At 63.1% G+C, this 23369-nt stretch carries 18 protein-coding genes and 1 pseudogene; 5 read left to right on the top strand and 14 right to left on the bottom strand.

The features are described from left to right. Nucleotides 1–39 precede the first annotated feature (39 nt). Nucleotides 40–1161: an alanine dehydrogenase gene (gene ald / locus CXP40_RS10615; RefSeq protein ID WP_106733679.1), complete on the top strand. Its 1122-nt coding sequence runs from the start codon at nucleotides 40–42 to the stop codon at nucleotides 1159–1161. A gap of 41 nt (nucleotides 1162–1202) precedes the next feature. Here ald and CXP40_RS10620 read toward each other — a convergent pair whose 3' ends face one another. After that, entirely contained in the window at nucleotides 1203–3014 is a 1812-nt protein-coding gene (locus CXP40_RS10620; RefSeq protein ID WP_106733680.1) for an SLC13 family permease, read from the bottom strand. 108 nt (nucleotides 3015–3122) lie between these two features. Then, entirely contained in the window at nucleotides 3123–4307 is a 1185-nt protein-coding gene (locus CXP40_RS10625; protein ID WP_106733681.1) for an NAD(P)/FAD-dependent oxidoreductase, read from the bottom strand. A gap of 207 nt (nucleotides 4308–4514) precedes the next feature. Here CXP40_RS10625 and CXP40_RS10630 point away from each other — a divergent pair, with 207 nt between their 5' ends. Continuing rightward, nucleotides 4515–5246 carry an ABC transporter substrate-binding protein gene (locus CXP40_RS10630; RefSeq protein ID WP_106733682.1) on the top strand — a complete coding sequence of 244 codons (732 nt, stop codon included), beginning with the start codon at nucleotides 4515–4517 and terminating at the stop codon, nucleotides 5244–5246. On the opposite strand, the gene CXP40_RS10635 is transcribed toward CXP40_RS10630, so the two are convergent. From CXP40_RS10635 to mdtD, 3 genes are all read right to left on the bottom strand, one after another. Beyond that, entirely contained in the window at nucleotides 5247–6482 is a 1236-nt protein-coding gene (locus tag CXP40_RS10635) for a diguanylate cyclase (protein WP_106733683.1), read from the bottom strand. It lies immediately after the preceding gene. Between the two features lie 150 nt (nucleotides 6483–6632). Beyond that, entirely contained in the window at nucleotides 6633–8009 is a 1377-nt protein-coding gene (gene dbpA, locus CXP40_RS10640) for an ATP-dependent RNA helicase DbpA (protein WP_106733684.1), read from the bottom strand. A 49-nt stretch (nucleotides 8010–8058) separates the two neighbouring features. Beyond that, nucleotides 8059–9480 (bottom strand): multidrug transporter subunit MdtD, encoded by a 1422-nt coding sequence (gene mdtD, locus CXP40_RS10645; RefSeq protein WP_106733685.1) that lies wholly within the window; start codon nucleotides 9478–9480, stop codon nucleotides 8059–8061. A 234-nt stretch (nucleotides 9481–9714) separates the two neighbouring features. On the opposite strand from mdtD, the pseudogene CXP40_RS23970 reads away from it, so the two are divergent. Beyond that, a pseudogene (locus CXP40_RS23970) lies at nucleotides 9715–9903 on the top strand (TMAO reductase system protein TorT); the annotation flags it as partial. A 58-nt stretch (nucleotides 9904–9961) separates the two neighbouring features. Further along, nucleotides 9962–10645 carry a substrate-binding domain-containing protein gene (locus CXP40_RS10650; protein ID WP_256579275.1) on the top strand — a complete coding sequence of 228 codons (684 nt, stop codon included), beginning with the start codon at nucleotides 9962–9964 and terminating at the stop codon, nucleotides 10643–10645. Here CXP40_RS10650 and betA read toward each other — a convergent pair. The 8 genes from betA to CXP40_RS10690 form a co-directional block, all read right to left on the bottom strand. Then, entirely contained in the window at nucleotides 10634–12340 is a 1707-nt protein-coding gene (gene betA / locus CXP40_RS10655; protein ID WP_106733686.1) for a choline dehydrogenase, read from the bottom strand. The genes CXP40_RS10650 and betA overlap by 12 nt on opposite strands. Before the next feature lie 163 nt (nucleotides 12341–12503). Further along, nucleotides 12504–13976: a betaine-aldehyde dehydrogenase gene (gene betB / locus CXP40_RS10660; RefSeq protein WP_106733687.1), complete on the bottom strand. Its 1473-nt coding sequence runs from the start codon at nucleotides 13974–13976 to the stop codon at nucleotides 12504–12506. Nucleotides 13977–14361: 385 nt separating this feature from the next. Beyond that, entirely contained in the window at nucleotides 14362–14952 is a 591-nt protein-coding gene (betI, locus tag CXP40_RS10665) for a transcriptional regulator BetI (protein WP_106733688.1), read from the bottom strand. A gap of 233 nt (nucleotides 14953–15185) precedes the next feature. Beyond that, entirely contained in the window at nucleotides 15186–16037 is an 852-nt protein-coding gene (locus CXP40_RS10670; protein ID WP_106733800.1) for a glycine betaine ABC transporter substrate-binding protein, read from the bottom strand. Between the two features lie 207 nt (nucleotides 16038–16244). Then, nucleotides 16245–17189, bottom strand: a complete 945-nt coding sequence (locus tag CXP40_RS10675) for a choline ABC transporter substrate-binding protein (protein ID WP_106733689.1) — start codon at nucleotides 17187–17189, stop codon at nucleotides 16245–16247. A 30-nt stretch (nucleotides 17190–17219) separates the two neighbouring features. Further along, on the bottom strand, nucleotides 17220–18104 hold the full coding sequence (locus CXP40_RS10680) for a proline/glycine betaine ABC transporter permease (RefSeq protein WP_099522842.1): 885 nt from the start codon (nucleotides 18102–18104) through the stop codon (nucleotides 17220–17222). Further along, entirely contained in the window at nucleotides 18097–19302 is a 1206-nt protein-coding gene (locus CXP40_RS10685) for a glycine betaine/L-proline ABC transporter ATP-binding protein (RefSeq protein WP_099522841.1), read from the bottom strand. The genes CXP40_RS10680 and CXP40_RS10685 overlap by 8 nt, the downstream gene beginning before the upstream one ends. 975 nt (nucleotides 19303–20277) lie before the next feature. Further along, a complete protein-coding gene (locus CXP40_RS10690) occupies nucleotides 20278–21222 on the bottom strand; it encodes an ABC transporter substrate-binding protein (protein WP_106733690.1) in 945 nt (314 codons plus the stop codon). A 692-nt stretch (nucleotides 21223–21914) separates the two neighbouring features. Here CXP40_RS10690 and CXP40_RS10695 point away from each other — a divergent pair. Then, nucleotides 21915–23009, top strand: coding sequence for a GlxA family transcriptional regulator (locus CXP40_RS10695; RefSeq protein ID WP_099522839.1), 1095 nt, complete (start codon nucleotides 21915–21917; stop codon nucleotides 23007–23009). Nucleotides 23010–23111: 102 nt separating this feature from the next. Here the strand turns inward: CXP40_RS10695 and CXP40_RS10700 are convergent, their stop codons facing one another. After that, nucleotides 23112–23363 (bottom strand): hypothetical protein, encoded by a 252-nt coding sequence (locus CXP40_RS10700; protein WP_074676471.1) that lies wholly within the window; start codon nucleotides 23361–23363, stop codon nucleotides 23112–23114. Nucleotides 23364–23369 lie beyond the last annotated feature (6 nt).

Genomic DNA, 23369 nt, shown 5'->3' on the forward strand with positions numbered 1-23369 from the left:
AGACTTCAGACTGTTGGCCCGCAATGGTTGGAGATGGTGATGCGAATCGGCGTACCCAAGGAAATCAAGAACCACGAATACCGCGTCGGTCTCACGCCGCAGTCGGTGGCCGAGCTGACCGCGCTCGGCCATGAGGTGTGGGTCGAAACCCATGCCGGAGCCGCCATCGGTTTTGCCGACGAGGATTACCTCGAGGCCGGCGCACAGATCGCCAAGAACTCGGCCGAGGTGTTCCAGCAGGGGCAGTTGATCGTCAAGGTCAAGGAGCCGCTGGCAGTGGAGCGCGCCAGGTTGCGCGCCCATCACACGCTGTTCACCTACCTGCACCTGGCTCCGGACCGGGCGCAGACCGAAGAACTGATGGCCGGCGGTGCCACCTGTATTGCCTACGAAACGGTGACCGATGCACAGGGGCGCCTGCCTTTGTTGGCGCCGATGTCAGAAGTGGCCGGACGCATGTCGATCCAGGCCGGCGCCGGTTGTCTGGAAAAGGCCCGCGGTGGGCGCGGCGTCCTGCTCGGCGGTGTGCCGGGCGTGGCACCGGGCAAGGTGGTGATTCTCGGTGGCGGCGTGGTCGGTAGCCATGCCCTGGCCATGGCGGTTGGCCTTGGCGCCGATGTCACGGTGCTGGACAAGAGCGTCGATGCTCTGCGCCGGCTCGATGCCCAGTATGGCAATCGCATCACCACGCTCTACTCCACCCGCGCGGCGGTGCGCGAGCAGGTTTTGGCTGCTGATCTGGTGATTGGCGGGGTACTGATTCCCGGCGCCGCCGCACCCAAGCTGATCACTGCGGAGATGGTCCGGCAGATGAAGGTGGGCGCAGTGCTGGTGGATGTCGCCATCGATCAGGGCGGCTGCGCCGAGACCTCGCACGCCACCACTCATGCCGAGCCCACCTATGTGGTCGATGATGTGGTGCATTACTGCGTGGCCAACATGCCGGGTGCGGTGGCGCGCACCTCGACCCTGGCACTCAACAACGCCACGCTACCGTTCGTCGTGGCGCTGGCGCAAAAGGGTACGCGACGAGCCTTGCAGGAGGATCCCCACCTGCTCGCTGGCCTCAATGTCGCGCGCGGCATCATCACCTGCGCCAGCGTCGCCGAGGCGCACGACCTGCGTTTTCAGTCGCCGGCCAGCGTGATCGAGCAGCTCTGAGGCATGGCGGGCCCCGGTGCGATAGGTAGTCTGGCGGCTAATTACAGCGGCCAGACCCAGAGTAGCAACGGGATGCTGACCAGCACCACCAGGATCTCCAGTGGCAACCCCAGGCGCCAATAGTCGCCGAAGCGAAAACCGCCAGGGCTGAGAATCAGGGTGTTGTTCTGATGGCCGATGGGCGTGAGGAACGAACACGAGGCGCCGATGGCCACCGCCATCAACAGCGCGTCCGGGCTGACGCCAAGTTGGCTCGCGGCGCTCAGCGCAATCGGGCACATCACCGCAGCGGTTGCCGCGTTGTTCATGAAGTCCGACAGGGTCATGGTCACCACCAGCAACAGGGTCAGGGTGATGATGGCGTTGCCCTGCGCCAGATTTTCCATCAGCACTCGTGCCAGCAGATCGGCCGCGCCTGTGGTGGACATCGCCCCAGCCACCGGGATCAACGCTCCGAGCAGCACGATCACCGGCCAGTCGATGGACTCGTAGACGGCACGCAGCGGCACCAGGCGCAGCAGCATGTAGGCCAGCACCCCGCAGGCGAAGGCGATCGCCGTGGGCAGCAGACCAAAGGCCGCCGCGACGATGGCCAGGATCATGATGCCAAGGGCCAGGTTGGCCTGACGTGGATCGGGAATGTTGATGGCGCGCGCCGCCAGCGGCACGCAGTCATAGTCGCTGGCGAACTCACCGATATCCTCGGCGCTGCCCTGCATCAGCAGCACGTCACCACCCTGGATCAGGGTCGAGCGCAGGCGCTTGATCGAGCGATGGCTCTGCCGTGAGATGGCCAGCAGGTTGATGGAGTAGCGGCTGCGCAAGCGCGTGCTGCTGGCGGAGCGACCGATCAGCGAAGAGTCAGGTTTGACCAGCAGTTCCTGCATTGTACGGTCTTCGTCGTTGCTGACTTTCTTCTCGGTGTCACTGTTCTTGTCGTTCTGTTGCTCGGCCTCCCTTGCTTCGCGCTCGGCTTCCAGCAGCAGGTCCAGTTTGCCGAGCACTTCGCCCAGCTCTGCCGGATCGGCCTCGATCACCAGCACGTCGTCGGCCTGCAGCACACGCCGCGGGTTGGGGGCAGTCAGGCGCAGCTTGTTGCGCACCATGGCCACCACCTGGGCGTCGGCTTCATCTAGCAACTGTTCGATCTCGCGCAGGGTCTTGCCCTCGGCGCTGCCGCCTGCCTTGACCCGCGCCTCGGTCAGGTAATGGCCAGTGTCGAAGCTGGCGGCGTTGCCCACTTCGCGCTTGGGCACCAGGCGCCAACCAAGCAGGCTGATGAACAGCACGCCGGCCAGCGCCACGGCCACGCCGACCGGGCTGAAGTCGAACATTTCGAAGGGGCCACCGCCATGCTGGGCGCGGAAGCTGGAGACGATCAGGTTCGGGGGTGTGCCGATCAGCGTGGTCATGCCGCCGAGGATGGTGCCGAAGGCCAGCGGCATCAGCACGCGTCCTGGCGGCAACTCCAGACGTGCGGAAATCTGCAGGGCGATGGGCATCAGCAGGGCGAGGGCGCCGACGTTGTTCATGAACGCCGAGAGCAGCGCCCCCAGGCTGGTCAACGCGGCGATGGACACTAGGGCGCCCGCGCCGCTGGGCAGCAGGCGTTGCGCCAGGCGGTTGACCGCGCCAGTGCGCTGCAGGCCATGGCTGAGCACCAGCACGCAGGCAACGGTGATCACCGCCGGGTGACCGAAACCAGCGAAGGCGTCGCGGTCTGGCACGATGCCGACGATCACGCAGGCCAGCAGCGCCCCCAGTGCGACCACATCGTGGCGCCAGCGACCCCAGATGAACAAGCCCATGCTGGCGATTAGAATGGCGAAGATCAGGCCTTGTTCGAACGTCATGATGCGGCGTCATCCCTGTGATTGCAGCGTTGCGTGGCTGTTCACAGCAGAGTCTGCGCCGCGCCGGCAGTTCCCGGCGCGCCTTCAAATGGGGCGCAAAATTTTGTCTCAGACGTATTGCGCGGCGGCGTAGCCAGAAGCCCAGGCCCATTGGAAGTTGAAGCCGCCGAGGTGGCCGGTGACGTCGAGCACTTCGCCGATGAAATAAAGCCCCGGAACCTTGAGCGACTCCAGCGTCTTCGACGACACCTCGTCGGTGTTCACCCCGCCCAGGGTTACCTCGGCGGTGCGGTAGCCCTCGGTGCCGGCCGGCACCAATTGCCAGTCGGCCAGGTGCTCGGCGATCGTCTTGAGCTCGCCAGGCGTGTACTGCTTGAGGGGTTTGTTGCTGAACCAGGCGTCGACCAGCAGGGTCGCCATCTTCTTGGTGAACAGCTCGGTCAGCAGGGTTTTCAGCTCGCTGTTGCCGCGCTCGCGCTGTTGCGTCGCCAGCCATTCAGGCAGGTCGATGTGCGGCAGCAGGTCGATGTGCACGGTATCGCCCGGCTGCCAGTAGGAGGAAATCTGCAGGATCGCCGGCCCGGACAGGCCGCGGTGGGTGAAGAGGATGTTCTCGACGAAGCTCTGGCCGTTGCAGCTTACCCGGCAATCCTCTACCGAGGTACCGGACAGCTCGGTGCACAGCGCCTTGAGTTGCGGATCGGTGAGGGTGAACGGCACCAGCCCGGCGCGGGTTGGCAGCAGTTCGTGGCCGAATTGCCTGGCCACCTGATAGCCGAAGCCGGTGGCGCCCAGGGTCGGGATCGACAGCCCGCCGGTGGCGATCACCAGCGACTGGCAGGCCACGGCGCCGAGATCGGTTTGCAGGCAGAAGCCGGCGTCGGTTTTCTCGATGCTTTGCACGGCGGTGTCGAGGCGGATCTCTGCGCCTGCTTCTGCGCACTCGGCCAGCAATAGTTCGAGGATGTCGCTGGACCTGTTATCGCAGAACAGTTGGCCGAGTTTCTTCTCGTGATACGGCACGCCATGCTTGGCCACCAGGCCGATGAAGTCCCATTGGGTGAAGCGCGCCAGGGCGGATTTGCAGAAGTGCGGGTTGCCGGAGAGGAAGTTGCTCGGCTCGCAGTACATATTGGTGAAGTTGCAGCGCCCGCCGCCGGACATGAGGATCTTCTTGCCGGCCTTGTTGGCGTGGTCGAGCACCAGCACGTGGCGGCCACGGGCTGCTGCACTGGCTGCGCACATCAGGCCGGCGGCCCCTGCGCCGATGATCAATACGTCGGTTTGCAACACGGGATGTCCTCAGGTGAATCTGCTGACGCAGCCAGCGCCGCGCGAAAACCGCTGAAGTTTACCCGAACCGCTCTGTGCCGACGCTTCTGTCAGCGCGCTACTGGCAAGAAGGGCGCACTGCGAATGACTGTCTCAGATATGAGACAGTGACGAGTGGCGTTGTGCCTGCTATGACTAGAACTGATCATTTCGGATGGATCTCCACTCATGACCGTCGTGCGTGCCTGGCTATTGCTCTTGCTGCTGTCGCCGGCATCGGCCTCGGCTGAGCTTTTGCGTCTGGTGGCCGACCCCTGGCCGCCGTTCAATGATCAACGCTTGCCCGGCAAGGGGCTGGCCAGTGATCTGGTGGAGCAGGCGCTGGCCCGCGCTGGCTACACCACCAGTTATGTGGAGGTGCCCTGGGAGCGTGCTGTGCTAGGGCTCAAACGCGGGGATTACGATGTGCTGATCAACGCCTGGTATAGCGCCGATCGCACCGAGTACGGTTATTTCTCCCAGCCCTATCTGGTCAATCGCATTCGCTTCATGCGGCGCAAGGGCAGCGATATCCGCTTCGAGACCCTGGCCGATCTCTACTCGCACAGCATCGCGGTGGTCAGGGGCTATGCCTACTCCAAAGAGTTCGACAGCGACCCGCAGTTGCTCAAGGTCGGTGTCGGCAGTTTCGAGATCGCCGCGCGCATGCTGCATGCCGGGCGCGTGCAGCTGGCGCTGGAGGATGAGCTGGTCGCGCGCTACATGCTCGGGCGCACACTGAGCAGCATTCGTGATGAGCTGGAGTTTCTGCCACTACCGCTGAGCGAGAACGGCCTGCATATCCTGATACGCCGTAGCCATGCACAGCATCGCGATATTGCCCGGCGTTTCGATGCGGCGATTCAGTCCATGAGCGAAGACGGCAGCTATGCCGCCACGCTGAGGCGCCACGGTCCCTGATCAGCTCAGTACGGTGCGGGCACGGCCCTGCTGCTTGGCGCGATACAGGCGAATGTCGGCCTCGTGCAGCAGGCTTTCCAGGTCTTCGGGTTCACCCTGGTAAAGGCCGGCGCTGAACGACAGCGCAGGCGCACCAACCGCGTAGTGCAGGCCGGCGCACTGTCGGCGCAGTTTATCCAGTGCCTGCACCACATGCTCCGCGCCGTGCAGGGTGAGCAGGGCAAACTCCTCACCGCCCAGGCGGCCCAGCAGCATATCGGGGAAGGCAGTGCTCATGGCTCGGGCGAACACCACCAGAGCACTGTCGCCGCTGGCATGACCGAAGCCATCGTTGATCTGCTTGAAGTGATCGAGATCGAGCATCGCCACGCTGACCTCGCGATTTTCCCGTTGCGCCTTCTGCAGTATCTGCATGCCTTGTTCGTAGAAGGCACGGCGGTTGTTCAGGCCGGTCAGGGCATCGAACTGCGCGGCCTTCTTCAGCGCGCGCAGCAGGTCGCGTCGCTCCAGGGTGGACATCACCCGGCAGTTCAGTTCTTCCGGGCAGAAGGGTTTGCGCAGGAAGTCATCGGCGCCGTGCTTGATGAACTGCGCACTGAGCGAACCCTTGGGGTCGGCGGACACGCCGATGATGATCAGGTCATTGAGGCGCAGCTTCTGCCGCAGCAGTTTGACCAGCTCGAAACCGCTGACGCCGGGCATGGCATGGTCGAGGACCAGCAGGTCGAGGTCAGGGTGCTCGTTCAGCTGGCGCAGCGTCTCCTTGCCATCGCTGGCTTCGATGATCTGGTAGTGGTGCGGCTCGAGAATGTGGCGAATGTAGTGGCGCTGCGCCGTGGAGTCGTCGGCGATGAGAATCTTGATGTGGCTGTTGTGATCGAGCCGGTGCAGCAGGCGGAAGGCGTACTCGTAGGAGTGCTGGCTTTCCTTGAGCACGTAGTCGACCACGCCTTTCATCAGCAGATCATCACGGCGCTGCTCGTTGTAACTGCCACTGAGCACGATGCACGGCAGGTTATAGCGCATCACCAGGTCGACGCTCTCGCCGTCCGGTGCATCGGGCAGGTGCAGGTCGACGATAGCGGCGAAGAACAGCGCGGCCGAGGTTTCCAGCATCACTTCGGCTTCTGCCAGCGAGGCACAGAAGATCGGCTCCAGATCGGTTTCCTGGCGAAACAGATGTTCGAGGATCTTCAGTACCAGTGGACTGTCTTCAATGACCAGAATATTGCGCATGGGTAACTCCGGCCCAGGCCTTTTGATGCTTTATATCAGCCTAAGAGCCTGTTCGCGATCTTGCGAGCCAGAGCGCCCGGCAGGAAAACGAGCGTCCGAGCTTGCTTTCAACGCAGTAGCGCCGACGCGCAGCAGGCCGTGTGCAGGCTCTTACAGTAGACGCACGCGCAGTGTTCTGCCCTTGATCTTGCCCTCAGTGAGGCGCTTGAGCGCCTGGCGGGCGACATCGCGGTCGACTGCGACATAGGCCTGGTAGTCGAACAGGGCGATCTTGCCGACCTGGCTACCGGGCAGCCCGGCGTCGCCGGTCAGGGCACCGAGGATATCGCCGGGGCGCAGCTTGTCCTTGCGTCCGGCGCCGATGCACAGCGTATGCATCGGCGGCAGCAGCGGCTCACCCGTTGCCTTGGCCGCGGGTAATGGGTACCAGGCGAGTTCCTTGCCTTGCAGGGTTTCGATGGCCTGGGCGCGACCGGCTTCAGCGGGCGCCACCAGGCTCAGTGCCAGGCCTTTCTCGCCAGCGCGACCACTACGGCCGATACGGTGGATATGCACCTCGGCATCACGCGACAGCTCGACGTTGATCACCATTTCCAGCCCCGCGATATCCAGGCCGCGCGCGGCCACGTCGGTGGCCACCAGCACACTGAGGCTGCGATTGGCGAACAGGGCGAGGATCTGGTCGCGATCGCGCTGTTCCAAATCGCCATGCAGGGCCGCGGCGGAGATCTTCTCGGCTTCCAGTTGCGCGGCCAGCTCGTCGCACTGCTGGCGCGTGGCGCAGAAGGCCACGGTTGGTTGCTTGCGGAAATGCCGCAGCAGGGTGCTGACTGCTTCCATGCGTTGGCTCGGCGCTATTTCGTAGAAGCGCTGCTCGATCTGTCCGTCATCATGCTGAGCCTCCACTTCGACCCGCTCCGGGCTACGCAAGAAACGCGCGGCAAGCTGTTCGATGGCAGGCGGATAGGTGGCGGAGAACAGCAGGGTCTGACGGCGTGCCGGGGTCTGCTCGATGATTTCACTGATGCTGTCGATGAAACCCATGTCGAGCATGCGGTCAGCTTCGTCGAGCACCAGGGTATTGAGCCCATCGACTTTCAGCGTGCCCTTGCGCAGGTGCTCCTGTACCCGCCCCGGGGTGCCGACTATCACGTGCGCACCGTGCTCCAGCGAGCCGATCTGCGGGCCGAAGGGCACGCCGCCGCAGAGGGTGAGCACCTTGATGTTGTCGGCGGCGCGGGCCAGACGGCGGAGTTCCTTGGCCACCTGATCGGCCAGTTCGCGCGTCGGGCACAGCACCATGGCCTGGCAGCCGAAGTAGCGCGGGTTGAGCGGGTGCAGCAGGCCGATGCCGAAGGCTGCGGTCTTGCCGCTGCCGGTCTTGGCCTGGGCGATCAGATCGCGGCCCTTGAGAATCAGCGGCAGGCTGGCGGCCTGAATTGGCGTCATCTCGGCATAGCCGATGGCGGCGAGGTTGGCCTGCATGGCGGCAGAAATGGGCAGGCTGGCGAAGGCGGTAGCGGTCACGGCAAGTGCTCGGGGATGGTGAAACAGGGCGGCAGTGTAGCAGGCCCGATCATTCGTCCGCTGAAACCTCGATATTGCGGCCGCTGCGGCCATCTTTCGCATCCAGTTGCAGGAAGATCGCTGCCGCCAGCATCGACAGCAGGCCGACGCACAGGTAGGTGGCCTGGAACGCCTGCAACACATGCCCACTGTCGCCCAGTTCACGGCTGAAACCACTGAGCAGTGCTGCCGCCGACGCAACGCCGAGGCCCATCGCCAGTTGCACCACCACCGACAGCAGGCTGTTGCCGCTGCTGGCGTCGCGGTTGTCCAGGTCGATCAGGGTCACGGTATTCATTGCGGTGAACTGCAGTGAGTTGCAGGCGCCGATCAGTCCTAGCTGGATGATCAACTGCAGCGTCGAGGTCTCGGCATCGACCAGCGCCAGGCTGGCGATCAGGGCACCGAGCAGCAAGGTATTGCTGGTGAGGATGGTGCGGTAGCCGAGGCGCTCGATCAGCGGCCTGGCCAGGGGCTTGGCTGCCATCGCCGCCAGTGCCAGCGGAATCAGGCTCATGCCGGCCTGGGCCGGCGAATAGCCCATCGCCAGTTGCAGCAGCAGCGGCGTGAGGAAAGGTAGCGCGCCGCTGCCGAGGCGGGCGAACAGATTGCCGATGATGCCCACGGCGAAACTGCGGGTGTGGAACAGCTTGGGTGCGAACAATGGCTGCTCGATGCGCCCGGCGCGTAGCCAGTAGGCGGCCAGGCAGGCCATGCCGCCGAGCAACAGCAGCACCACGCGCATGGTCGGCAGGTGCAGTTCGCCGAGCCCTTCCAGGGCTACGGTGATCAGCAGCATGGCGGCGCCGAACAGCAGAAAACCGACGCTATCGAAGCGGCTGCGCTCAGGGCCGCGCAGGTCGGGCATATGGCGCAATGCTGCCCAGCAGCCGAGTAGTCCCACTGGCAGGTTGATCAGGAAGATCCAGTGCCAGCTGGCCACTTCCACCAACCAGCCACCGAGGCTCGGGCCGATCAGCGGGCCGAGCAGGCCGGGCAGGGTGATGAAGCTCATGATCCGTACCAGCTCCGAGCGCGGATAGGCGCGCAGCACCACCAGTCGCCCGACCGGCATCATCAGCGCGCCGCCCAGGCCCTGGATGACCCGTGCGCCGATCAGCATGCTCAGCGACTCCGACAGTGCGCAGAGCAGCGAGCCGAGGCTGAACAGGGCGATGGCGCCGAAGAAGATGCGCCGCGTGCCGAAGCGGTCGGCGATCCAGCCCGAGGCCGGGATCAGCAGGGCCACGGTAAGCATGTAGGCGATCACCACCGACTGCATGCGCAATGGATTTTCGCCGAGGTCGGCGGCCATGGCCGGTAATGCGGTGTTGAGGATGGTGCCATCCAGCGTCTGCATGAAGAAGGCGATGGCGACTATCCAGGGCAGCAGGCGGGCGGTTCTGGGGTCGAGCAGGGTGGGGTTGGTCATGCTGTTCTCATGGTCTGTGCGCTCCACTCTAGGCCGCCGATCGAGCCCGGGCAACTGCGGGTTGCCAACGTGTAAGCAGGTGTCCGAGGTGGTGCTACGCTGGGGTGACTGGCACATCGCCCCGCAAGGGCTAAGGACGGCGTCATGCGCTGGTTGACTCTGTGGCTTTCGCTGGCTTGCCAGTCGCTGCTGGCGGCCGAGTGGTTCCCTTATCCGGTACGTGCCGATGGCCGCATGCTGGATTACCGGCCTTTGCCAGCGGCCAGCCAGCCCTGGCGTATCTGTGCGCTGCTGCCCCATGGCAAGGATCGCTACTGGTGGGGCGTGGCCTGGGGGCTGGATCAGGAAGCCAGACGTCTTGGCGTGCGCCTGGGGATCTACGAAGCCGGTGGCTACGAGCATGCCGATGTGCAAGTGGAGCAGTTCGAGCATTGTGTGGCCGAGGGCGCCGATGCCTTCGTCGTCGCCAGCATCAACACCTATGACCTGTGCAGCGCGGCAGAAGTGGCAGAGCAAGGCGGGCCACCCGGTCATCGATCTGGTCAATCGCCTGGAGTGCCCAACGCTGAGCGCACACTCGCGGGTCGATTTCGCCGACATGGCGCGCACCACGCTCGAGTATCTGGTGCGCATCAGCGACGGTCGGCCGATTCAGGTCGGCTGGCTACCCGGCCCAGCCGATGCAGGCTGGGTGCAGGATGCCGAACGCGGTCTGCGCGATGCCTTGCCGGGAACCCAGGTGACCCTGATCCATGGCGGCTACGGCCCGGTGGATCGCAGCCGGCAGGCGCAGCTGGCGCGCGAGCTGTTCAAGCAGCATCCGCATCTCGATTATCTGATCGCCAATGCCGAGGCGGCGGCCTTCGCTGCGGAGCTGGTGCGCAACCTCGGCTCCGAGGCGCAGGTGCTGTCGCTGTACGCCACCGAGCGGGTGCTGGAACAGATTCGCGAGGGGCAGGTGCTGGCCGCGCCCACCGATTCACCGGTGATTCAGGCTCGCATCGCGCTGGATATGGCCGTTCGTGGCCTGCAGGGCGAAAAACTGCCGCAACTGGTGAGCCCGCAGATCGAAATGCTCGACGCGGACGCACTGGATCGCTTCGACCTCGGCCGGCTGATGCCGCCCGAGGGGCACTGGATGATCCGCCAGGAATTACCCGACTAACCTGTCGTGCTGGCTGCGTAGCGGCGTGCCGCGCACCGGGCGCTCGCCGGCGACGAAGTAAGGCGCGGTGCTGCGCGGCAAGGGCTGGCGACCACGAATCCGGTCCGCGATCTTCTCCGCCATCATGATGGTGGTGGCGTTGAGGTTGCCGGTGATGATCTCCGGCATGATCGACGCATCCACCACGCGCAAACCCTGCACGCCGTTCACGCGGCCCTGGTTATCCACGACTGCCATGTCGTCCTCGCCCATCTTGCACGAGCAGGACGGGTGGAAGGCGGTTTCCGCATGCTCACGAATGAAGGCATCGAGCTCGGCGTCGCTCTGCACATGCGCGCCAGGGCTGATTTCACGGCCACGGTAAGGGTCCAGTGCCGGCTGCGCCATGATCTCGCGGGTGAGGCGAATGCCGTCGCGGAACTCCTGCCAGTCCTGCTCATGGCTCATGTAGTTGAACAGGATGCTCGGGTGCTGGCGCGGGTCCTTCGACTTGAGCTGGATGCGTCCGCGGCTGGGCGAACGCATCGAACCGACATGAGCCTGGAAACCGTGCTCGTTGACTGCGTTGCTGCCGTTGTAGTTGATCGCCACCGGAAGGAAGTGGAACTGGATGTTGGGCCAGGCGAACTCCGGGCGGGTGCGGATGAAACCGCCGGCCTCGAACTGGTTGCTGGCGCCGATACCGTTGCCGGCGAACAGCCATTGCGCGCCGATGCCCGGTTGGTTGAGCAGCTTGAGCGCCGGGTACAGTGACACTGGCTGGGTGCAGGCGTACTGCAGGTACATCTCCAGGTGATCTTGCAGGTTCTGGCCGACGCCAGGCAGTTCATGCACCAGCGCGATATCCAGCTCGCGCAGCAGCGCGGCAGGGCCAACGCCGGAGCGCTGGAGGATCTGCGGCGAGGCGATGGCGCCGGCGCACAGCAGCACTTCGCGACGGGCGCGGGCTTCAGTGGCGTTGTTAGAGTTGCCGATCAGGTAGCTCACGCCGCTGGCGCGCTTGCCGTCGAACAGGATGCGGTCGGTGGTGGCGTGGGTGACGATGGTCAGGTTCGGCCGCTCGCGGGCTTGGTCCAGATAACCGCGCGCGGTGCTGGCGCGGCGGCCTTCCGGGGTCACGGTGCGGTCCATCGGGCCGAAGCCTTCCTGCTGGTAACCGTTGAGATCATCCGTGCGCGGGTAACCAGCCTGCACACCGGCCTCGACCATGGCGTGGAACAGCGGGTTGTTGCCGGCCTTTGGCGTGGTCACGCTCACCGGGCCATCGCCACCGTGGTAATCGTTGGGGCCGATGTCGCGGGTTTCCGCCTTGCGGAAATACGGCAGGCAGTCCTGATAGGTCCAGTCTTCCAGGCCTTTGGCCGTGGCCCAATTATCGAAATCCAGCGCGTTGCCGCGGATGTAGCACATGCCGTTGATCAAGGATGAGCCGCCCAGGCCCTTGCCGCGTCCGCACTCCATACGGCGGTTGTTCATGTACGGCTCGGGTTCGGTCTCGTAGGCCCAGTTGTAGCGCCGCCCCTGCAGCGGGAAGGCCAGGGCGGCCGGCATCTGGGTGCGGAAATCGAGGCGGTAATCTGGGCCGCCAGCTTCCAGCAGCAGTACGCTGACGTCTGCGTCTTCGGTCAGCCGGGTGGCCAGGACGTTACCGGCCGAACCGGCGCCGATGATGATGTAGTCGAATTCCTGGGTCATGGCTCCTCCTGTTGCCCGGCTGCGAGCCGGGAAAACCTGGATGAATGTCCCCCGGATGGCATCCGGGCTACGGGGGCGGCGATTCTTTGTAGGAGCGGATTCATCCGCGATGTCTTTCGCGGCTGAAGCGGTGCGCCGCCCGGCCGCTCCCACAGAACGGTGTTCAGAACACTGAGGCGTAATCACCCATTTCCAGCTGCACCGACTTGATGCGGGTGTAGTGGCCGAGGGTGACCAGGCCGTTCTCGCGGCCGACGCCGGATTGCTTGTAGCCGCCCACCGGCATCTCGGCTGGCGACTCACCCCAGGTGTTGATCCAGCAGATGCCGGCTTCCAGCTTGTGGATCACCCGGTGCGCGCGGTTCAGATCGCGCGTCACCACGCCGGCAGCCAGGCCGTAGTCGGTATCGTTGGCGCGGCGGATCACTTCCTCTTCGCTGTCGTAGATGAGGATGCTCATCACCGGGCCGAAGATTTCCTCGCGCACGATGGTCATGTCGTCCCGGCAGTCGGTGAACACGGTCGGCGCGACATAGGCGCCCTTGGCGTAGTCGCCATCGCTGACGCGTGAGCCGCCGATCAGCAGGCGTGCGCCCTCTTTGCGGCCTTGCTCGATGTAGCCGAGCACGCTTTCCATGTGCGCGTAGCTCACCAGCGGGCCGAAGTTGGTGGTGTCGCTGAGCGGATCGCCTAGGCGGATGCGCTTGACCCGCTCCAGCACCTTGGCCTCGAAGCGCGCCTGCAGCATGCGCGGGACGAACACGCGGGTGCCGTTGGTGCAGACCTGGCCGGAGCTGTAGAAGTTGGCCATGACTGCGATGTCGGCAGCGCGGTCGAGGTCGGCGTCTTCGAAAATGATCAGTGGCGACTTGCCGCCCAGCTCCATGGTCACTTCCTTGAGGCTGGAACTGGAGGCGCTGGCCATGACCTTCTTGCCGGTGACGGTGCCGCCGGTAAAGGAAATCTTCTCGATACCCGGATGCTCGGTCAGCCACTGGCCCACTTCGCGACCGCTGCCTGTGAGCACGTTGAACACGCCGTCGGGCAGGCCGGCTGCGGTGTAGATCTCGGCCAGTTTCAGTGCGGTCAGCGAGGTGACTTCGCTGGGCTTGAAGATCATCGCGTTACCGGCGGCCAGGGCCGGAGCGGACTTCCACAGGGCGATCTGGATCGGGTAGTTCCAGGCACCGATGCCGGCGACCACGCCCAGCGGTTCGCGACGGGTGTAGACGAAAGAGGTCTCGCGCAGCGGGATCTGCTCGCCCTCGATGGCTGGGATCAAGCCGGCGTAGTATTCCAGCACGTCGGCGCCGGTGACGATATCGACGTAGCGGGTTTCCGACAGTGGCTTGCCGGTGTCGAGGGTTTCCAGCTCGGCCAGCTCGTCGTTGCGCTCACGCAGGATATCCACGGCCTTGCGCAGGACGCGCGAGCGCTGCATGGCGGTCATCGCTGCCCACACCTTCTGCCCTTCAGTGGCACTGGCCACGGCACGGTCGACGTCGGCCTGGCTGGCGCGCTGCACCTTGGCCAGCACCTCACCGGTAGCCGGGTTGATGCTGTCGAAGGTTTCTCCACTGCTGGCGGCGACGTACTGACCACCGATGTAGAGCTGCTGTTCGGAGAAACGGGGCATGGGCTGTCCTCTGCACTTGGCAATCTGCTAAGAGAACAGCCTATTTTATTTAAATTGAACGATCAATCAACAAAAACGACAGCGCGCAGCCAAACGCGACATGCACGCGGGCGAACGGTCGTCCGTAGGGTGCGCCATGCGCACCTAGCGATCTAAGAGCGTGTTCAAAGTCTGCTGCGCGTCGGCCATGCAGCGTTGAAATCAAGCTGGAACGCCAGCCCGGTCAGAATGCTCATTTACAGCTCGTAAAGTCGAACGCGACTCCGAGCGTTCTTCGCTCGATTCGCGGGGCCGCCGTCGGTATTGCCTGGCTCTAGCTCGCGAGATTTTGAACAGGCTCTAAATGATCAGAGGAAGGGGTTGTACGCGGTGCGCACAGCGCACCCTACGAGGCCTTGGCCAATTGCAGGTCGAGGTAGTCGTAGGCGATGCGGCGCGCCTGTTCGGTGTCGAAGGCCTCGCCGGACAGCGCGCCGCGCAGCCACAGGCCATCGATCAGCGAAGCGAGGCCGCGGGCGGCGAAGCGCGCCTGATCCTGCGGCAGCGCGCGATGGAACTGGCCACACAGGTTGGAGTAGAGGCGGTGATCGTTGACCCGCTGCAGGCGGCGCAGGGCCGGCTGGTGCATGCTGCTGGCCCAAAATGCCAGCCAGGTCTTCATCGCCGGACCGCTGACCTGGCTGTCGTCGAAGTTGCCATCGATCATTGCCTTCAGGTGTGCCCGCGGGCTGTCCTCGCGCAAGGCGCGACGGCGTTCCCCCACGGCATTGCTGAGTGCCTGCATCAAATGGCGCATGGTCGCTTCGAGCAGCCCGTTCTTGTCGTTGAAGTAGTGGCTGATGATGCCGTTCGACACCCCCGCCAGACGGGCGATATAGGCGATGCTGGCATCGGCCATGCCGACCTGGTCGACCGCTTCCAGGGTGGCGGCGATCAGTTGCGAACGACGAATGGGCTGCATGCCGACCTTGGGCATGGGGATCTCCAGCGGGTGAAGTTGGGCCGGAGTCTAGGCGGATTTTGATCGTTCGATCAATCAAGCGAGACGGGGGCGTGGGTGGGGCGCCGATTCCGCAGGCTGTCACGGGGCCACCTTGGCCGTGCACACCGCCTTATCATCGGTGCCTGCGGTGCACACGCGAACTTGCAACATCCTACGGAAACGACAAAGCGAGCCGAAGCCCGCTTTGTGATGCGACAGGGTGAGGCTTACTTCAGCCACTCTGCAACGCGGTCCGGGTTCTGGGCGATCCAGTCCTTGGCGGCCTGGTCAGGCTTGGCGCCTTCGCGGATGGCCAGCATGACTGCACCGACTTCTTCGCCGCTCCAGGAAATCTTGCTGAGGAAAGCAGCAGCGTCGGCGGCCTTGCCCTTCAGTTCCGGGTTGGCCACGGTGTCGACACGCTCGTCGTCGCCGAAGACCTTCTTCGGATCTTCAAGGAAGCGCAGTTTCCACTTGGCGAACATCCAGTGCGGAATCCAGCCGGTGACCACGATCGGCTTCTGCGCCTTCTCTGCACGGGTCAGGGCGGTGGCCATGGCCGGGCCCGAGCTCGGCATCAGCTTGATGCTGGCCAGGTTGTACTCCTTGATGGCGTCTTCGGTGCGGCGCATCACGCCGGCACCGGCGTCGATACCGGTGATCTTGCCGTCGAAGTCCTTGGAATATTTTTCCAGGTCTTCGATGCTCTTGGCTTGTACGTAGTCCGGCACGATCAGGCCGATCTTGGCGCCGGAGTAGTTGGTGCCGAGGATTTCCACCTTGTCCTTGAGCTTGTCGTAGTACTCGCCGTGGGTAGCCGGCAGCCAGGCGGAGAGCGTGGCATCGAGGTCGCCACGGGCCACGCCCTGCCACATGATGGCGGGTTCGACCGGCTTCAGCTCGACGCTGTAGCCGAGTTTGCTTTGCAGGATTTCACCGGCGACATGGGTGACGGCAACGCTGTCGTCCCAGCCGTTGACGTAGCCGATCTTCAGGGTGGGTTTGTCGGCGGCCAGGGCGCTGCCCATGCCGATGGCCAGGGCGGCAGCGCCGAGGCAGAGGTGCTTAAGTACGCGCATGTTGTTGTGCTCCATCAGTGAGTGGCAGTTGCAAAATCGTTGACTGGCTCGTTCTCATTGCGGGCCTTGCGAATCCGTGTTGCGCAGCAGATAGCGGTTTCGCGGGCAAAGTCTCCCCGTCACGGCCGGAAATCAGCCGCTAGTGGTTTACGAGGAGATTTTCGGGCTCGACCCCTGAGGTTCGAGCCCGAATCGGGTCGTGGCTTGTTACAGCCCGACGTGTTTCTTCACGGCGGCAACGCCGTCCTGACCGTCAAAGGTGGTCACGCCGTTCAGCCACTGCTCGAGGATCGCCGGGTTGGCCTTGATCCACTCCTTGGCGACGGTCTGCGGGTTTTCCTTCTCCAGCACCTTTTCCATCAGTTGGCTTTCGATATCGACGGTGAACTGCAGGTTGTTCAGCAGTTTGCCAACGTTCTCGCAGCGCGCTTCGTAATCCGGAGTTACCACGGTGTAGACCTTGGCTGCACCGTAGTCGGGGCCGAACACGTCGTCACCGCCGGACAGGTAGGTGATGTCGTGCTGAGTGTTCATCGGGTGCGGCGCCCAGCCGAGGAAGACCACTGGCTCTTTCTTCTTGATGGCGCGCGATACTTGCACCAGCATCCCGGCTTCGCTGGACTCGACCATGCGGAAGTCGCCGAGGTCGAATTGATTGTTCTTGATCATGCCGTCGATCAGCAGGTTGCCGTCGTTACCCGGCTCGATGCCGTAGATCTTGCCGCCCAGTTGATCCTTGAACTTGGCGATGTCCTGAAAGCTCTTCAGGCCAGCCTCGGCTGCGTAGGTCGGCACGGCGAGGGTGTACTTGGCGCCTTCGAGGTTGGCCTTGGGCAGCACCTTGACGCCGTCATCCTTGAGGAAGGGCTCGATCACCGAGTCCATCGACGGCGCCCAGTAGCCGAGGAAGACATCGACCTGGCCGCTCTTCACGCCAGTGAAGGCGATAGGCACCGAGGCCATGATCTTGCGTGGCTGATAGCCCAGACCTTCGGCCAGGGTCATGGCCACACCGGTGGTGGCGGCGATGTCGGCCCAGCCAATTTCGGCAAAGCGTACCTGCTTGCAGCTGGCCGGTTCAGCGGCCATGGCGCCCTGCATCAGTGCGCAGGACAACAGGCCGATGACGGCGGTGGTCTTGATCGTTTTCATCTGCGGTTCCCTGTGAAGTGAAAAAACGGATTAGCTGGACTGGCGCTGCAGTTTGCCACTGAACCAGGCGAATAGGCCGCGTTTGGCGGTCTGCGGCGTGCCGAAGCTTTCGGTGATGCGGTCGAGGATGATCGCCAGCAGCACCACGGCCATGCCGCTCTCGAAGCCTAGACCGATGTCCAGTCGCTGGATACTTGCCAATACATCGTTACCCAGGCCACCGGCGCCGACCATCGAGGCGATGATCACCATCGACAGGGCCATCATGATGGTCTGGTTGACCCCGGCCATGATCGACGGCATGGCATTGGGCAGTTGCACCTTGAACAGCAACTGGCGGCTGGTGCAGCCGAAGGATTGGCCAGCTTCGACGATTTCCTTGTTCACCTGGCGGATACCCAGGCTGGTCAGGCGCACGGCTGGCGGCATGGCAAAGATCACCGTGGCGATGATGCCTGGCACGCGACCGAGGCCGAAGAGCATGGCAGCCGGGATCAGGTAGACGAATGCCGGCATGGTCTGCATGAAGTCGAGAATCGGCCGGATGATGGTGGCCACGCGCTCGCTCTTGGCAGCCCAGATGCCCAGTGGGATACCCAGCAGCAGGCTAATCAGGGTGGCAGAGAAGGTCAGGCCGAGGGTGACCACGGTCTGATCCCAGAAACCGGTCATGACGATCAGGATGAAGGCCACGGCGGTGAAGATCGCGAAGCGTGCGCCGATGCGCCACAGGCCGAGAGCGACGAAGATGGCGATCAGCAGCCAGGCTGGCGGCAGCATCAGCACCTTCTCGATGGCCTCGGAGAAGCCGGCGACCACGCTGCCAATGCTGTCGAATGCACCGCTGTAGTTGTCCAGCAGGTGCTGGACGACGTCGTTGACCCAGCTACCCAGGTCGAGTTTCTTGTCACTCATTGGATTCCCCCTGCAGTCGGGTCAGCAGACGGCCCTTGCTGATGGCGCCGCAGTAATGGCCGTCGGCGTCTACCACCGGGATCGGACCTTCGTTGTCCACCAGGCGGGTGATCACATCTTCCAGCGGCATGTCTTCGGGCACCGGCACGACCTGCTTGAGCGCATCCGCTTCGAGTGGTCGGGGTTCGTCGCCGTCGACCATCAGGGCGATCTTCTCCAGGCTGATGGAACCCTGGAAGTTGTTCTGTTCGTCGACGATGAAGGCGTAGTGCTTGTCCAGCGCCTGCAGCTCCTTGCAGATCTTCGCCGCGTCCGGCGCGCTGCCGTTGTAGACGTAGGTCGGCACGCTGTCGGCCTTGAGCTGGCCGGCGGTGAGGTAACGGCTGGTGTCGACGGTGTCGAAGAAGTTGCGCACGTACTCGTTGGCTGGCTTTTCGATCAGTTCCTGCGGGGTGCCGACCTGGATCAGCTTGCCGCCTTCCATGATGCCGATGCGGGTACCGATGCGCATGGCCTCTTCGATATCGTGGGAGACGAAGATGATGGTGCGGCGATGGGTCTTCTGCAGCTCCAGCAGCACGTCCTGCATCTCGCGGCGCTTGAGCGGGTCGAGGGCGGAGAAGGCCTCGTCCATGATGATCATCGACGGGTTCACCGTCAGCGCACGGGCCAGGCCGACGCGTTGCTGCATGCCGCCGGAGAGTTCGTGCGGGTACTTGTGGGCGAAGGTGTCCAGGCCGACCTGCTTGAGCACTTCCATGGCGCGCTTCTCGCGCTCCTTGCGGCCGGTGCCGGCCACTTCCAGGCCGAAGGCGGCGTTGTCCAGCACGCTGCGCGAAGGCATCAGGGCGAAGGACTGGAAGACCATGCTCATGTCGCGGCGGCGCAGGTCGATCAATTGCGACTGCGGCAGCTTGGCCACGTTCTGGCCATCGATGTAGACGTCACCGCCGCTGGGCTCGACCAGGCGGTTGATCAGACGGATCAGGGTGGATTTGCCAGAACCGGACAGGCCCATGAGCACGAAGATTTCGCCCTCTTCGACACTGAACGACACATCGCTGACGCCGATCACGGCGCCTTTCTCGGCCAGAATCCTCTCCTTGCTCCAGCCTTCCTTGAGCAGGTCGATGGCTTCTTGTGGGTTAGGGCCGAAAACCTTGTACAGGTGTTCGACCACGATCTTTCCAGACTGCATGGGACGTTTCCCCTTCAATCGGCATCCAGTTCGCGCTGGCACGGCTGGGTACGCATCGTCGAAGCGTAGAACAGCGGTGTCAGGCTTCTGATACCTGTTTGGGTGTTTGCTGGGTTTCGGGGCTGGCGAGCGCTTCGCTGCGGGCGTCGGATGTGGCGCTCGGGCACGCTGCAGCGGACGCGGCTGGTGGCAGAAACTGCCCACTGCGTCGTTGCAACCTGTTGATGAGTGACCACTGTCTTGCCGTGCTGCAAACCGCTTTCCAAACCCTCTGGCAGTGTTTCGAAGCCCATTCCTTTGGGGTTTCATGCGTCGTCCTGGCGCATGCGTACATCCGAAATTTCTTGTTGGGCTGGCGCCCTATCGATGGTGGGCCAGCGCTTATCTGTTCTTCGGTCCGGGGCGGTGGGCCCCAGTCTGCCGGTCCCCTCGGGAGGCGGCAGCGACGTCATCGGCTGACTCAACGATATAGTCTTGGGGTCTGCGCAATTATCGGTTTGCGACCCTGACGTGTTGGGCGACGACATGGCCCGTCACACCCCGTGTTTTTCCATGTTTTCGCCGTTTTTCGGGCTCCTGAAAGCACTGCGTGATGCCGTTTTGAATAGCGCTCGATGTGAGCATCGAGAAGCGCTTTCGAGAACGTGCTTTAAAAACCTTAACAGACTTTTTCGTCCCTTGGCCAAGGCTGAAAGCCGCGCCGGTGCTGGTTTTCAGCCCTTTAAGCGAGGCGCAGGCGGCGTAGCGCGGGGGCTGTGGCGATGTTGAAAAAAATTTACAGCCAGAGGTGGAGGCGTGCCGAAAAGCGCTGAAAAATCCAAAAGCGGCGCAATGTGACCGGTCGGTCATGGCTGGCCAGGCTTGCGAGCCTGGCCGTGATTCTCGACACGACAAGGGAAATCCCTTTCGAGCCATGAAGTGTTCTCTGCTTTCTGCCATTTTTATTGATTTTTCTCGGCTATTTCGTCGAATTTATCAGTCATTTTTCGCTAGCGATACGTCGAATACCTTGCTGATGGGGCCGCCTTGATAGCGAGTCACACCTTCCAGCCAGGACGCAACCATCTGCGGGTTGTCTTCGATCCACTGCTTGGCCACGCGGCGGCGATTGGTATTGCCTTCCAGCACGGCGCTCATCAAATGGTTTTCTGCGGCGATGGTGAAGGTCATGTTGCGAAACAGCTTGGCCAGATTGGGACACTGCTGGCTGAAGCCGCCGCGTGCCACCGTGTTGACCTGCGCTGCACCGTAATTGGGGCCGAAATAATCATCGCCACCGGCCAGATAGCTCATCTTCAGACGCTCGTTCATCGGGTGCGGTTCCCAGCCCAGAAAAACTGCCCATTTGCCCAGGCGCTGAGCGCGTTCGACGTGGTTGAGCATGCCGCTTTCGCTGGACTCCACCAGGGTGAATCCCTGCAAGCCGAATACGTTGTCGCGGATCATGCCTTTGACCATCTCGTTGCCTTCGTTGCCAGGCTCTATGCCGAAAATCTGCCCGCTGAGCTCGTCCTTGAAACGATGGATGTCGGCGAAGTCCTTGAGCCCCGCTTCATAACCTGGTGCCAGCACTGCCAGGGTGTAGCGCACCGTGGGCAGGTTGGTGTGCAGTTTTTCGATCTTGCCGCTGTCCAGGTGCGGCTGTACCTGCTCGCTCTGTGCCGGCATCCAGTTGCCAAGGAACACGTCCAACTGGCCTTCGGACAATCCACGATAGGTATCGGGCAGTGACATGCGGCGGATCTGCGTGCGATAGCCGATCTCGCCCAGTATCAGGCGAGCCACGGCGGTGGTCATGGTGATGTCGGTCCAGCCTACATCGCTGAGGCGTACCAGCTCGCAGCGCTCGGATTCTGCGGCGTACAAGGTGGTGGAGGAGGTGAGGGCGATCACGAGCAGCCAGCGAGCGAATCTGTTCATGGGGTGTGCCTCTGTTCGGGCGGCTGAAGCCGCTGGAAGATTCTTGGAGCGGACGATTGACTATTTCACAGCAAGAGGTGGGCCGCCCCCTGGGCGAGAAGCGACACTGGCATGCCGAGAAAAGACCTTGATACGGCTGCTCGCTGCGGCGCGATTGAATATGTACGAGTCGGTTGGAGATCTGGACGAGCTGACGAAAGTTGGATCATCGCGAACCTGTTGCGGATTAGTCAGGTCGCTTGTCTCTATCAGGTCTGGCGGCTGGTGCATCGGCGAGCGTTGACCTGTGCTGGTGCAGTGATTCTGGCTAGGCCACCGCTTCGCGAGATTTTGGTGCGACGCGTGCGGTCATCGACTCCATCGGTCGTGACCGATCGGTCGCTGCTGTTACCGTCCGTCCGTTACTGGTAATCAGGGCAGCCGTAGCAGGCCACTCAATCCGTGCTACCGAAATGCTCAAAGCCTTGCGGTAAGAGGCTTTGAGAGCGTTTCGCAAGCTCTTGGATTCGCGTCAAGAAGCCCGTCTGGCGCGCCACGCATGGAAGGCTCTGTTTTTATTGAACGCTTGATCAATTTAGGCATGACCTTTGCGTAGAGATGCATAGCCACCGGGTTTTCAGACCTGGCCAGGATAAAACAGAGGCCCACTTCAATTGGGCTCACACCGTGCTTAGCGTGAGAGGGTTCCATCAATGTCGCAGTTCAGCCAAGGGGCGCATCCCCAGAACCGTGTCGCCCAGTCCATCGGCTTCCTGCTCCTGGACAACTTCACCCTGATTTCTCTCGCTTCGGCGGTAGAGCCCCTGCGCATGGCCAACCAGCTTTCCGGCAAGGAACTGTTTCGCTGGCATACCCTGACTCATGATGGCCTGCCGGTCTGCGCCAGCGATGGCTTGCAGATCACCCCGGACGCGGCCATGCAAAGTGCGCCGGCGCTGGATGCGGTGATCGTCTGTGGTGGCGTGGATATTCAACACAGCGTCAAGCGTGAACATGTCAGCTGGCTGCAACTGCAGGCGCGCCAGGGGCGCCTGCTCGGTGCTGTGTGCACCGGCAGTTGGGCGCTGGCCAAGGCCGGTCTGCTCGACGGCTACGATTGCAGCGTGCATTGGGAGTGCCTGGCCTCGATGCAGGAAGCCTTCCCGCGTGCGGCCATCACCACTCGCCTGTTTTCCATCGACCGCAATCGCCACACTTCCTCTGGCGGGACCGCGCCGATGGACATGATGCTGCACCTGATCGGTCAGCAGCATGGCCGCGAGCTGGCAGCCGGCATCTCCGAAATGTTCATCTACGAACGTATTCGTAACGAGCAGGATCACCAGCGTGTACCGCTTAAGCACATGCTTGGCAGCAACCAGCCGAAGTTGCAGGAAATCGTCGCGCTGATGGAGGCGAATCTTGAGGAGCCGATCGATCTCGACGAGCTGGCCTGCTTCGTCGACATCTCCCGTCGTCAACTCGAGCGCCTGTTCCAGAAGTATCTGCACTGCTCGCCGTCGCGCTACTACCTCAAGCTGCGCCTGATCCGCGCACGCCAGTTGCTCAAGCAGACCAGCATGTCGATCATCGAAGTGGCCTCGGTTTGCGGCTTCGTCTCAACCCCGCATTTCTCCAAGTGCTACCGCGAATACTTCGGTATTCCGCCACGCGACGAGCGTGCCGGGCAGCAGGGTAACAACCTGGTGGTGCTGTTGCCGATCCCTGAGCAGCAAGCTCATTCCGGTGCCATGTTGGCGCTCAACCGTGCCCAGGGTGAGTCGACTTTCGCCAGCGTACGTATCTGACTCGAGCTGCAATGAAAGCGGGGCGCCAGTGGCGCCCCGTTTTCATTGTGTCGTTGCTGTAGGGTGTCCGTCCGTAGGGTGCGCCATGCGCACCGAGGAATATCAGGCCGGCTTGGGCACCAGCGCCGGCAGCAGGTGTCGGCTGATGGCTTCGCGCACGTTGGGCAGCAGGGTGGCGCTGCCGCCGAGCAACTCCTCCACCAGATGACGCAAGGCCACGGCGCGTTCGGCGCTGAGGCCGCTGACGGCCAGCTCACAAGCCTGCTCGGGCGTGACGCCTGCTGGAATGCTCAGGCCCAACGCGATCAGGCGTTCACGGAAGTCTTCCTGGTCGATCAGATCGGCATGCATCATGGTCGT

The organism is Pseudomonas sp. YY-1, from assembly GCF_002843095.1.
Classification (GTDB): Bacteria; Pseudomonadota; Gammaproteobacteria; order Pseudomonadales; family Pseudomonadaceae; genus Aquipseudomonas; species Aquipseudomonas sediminis_A.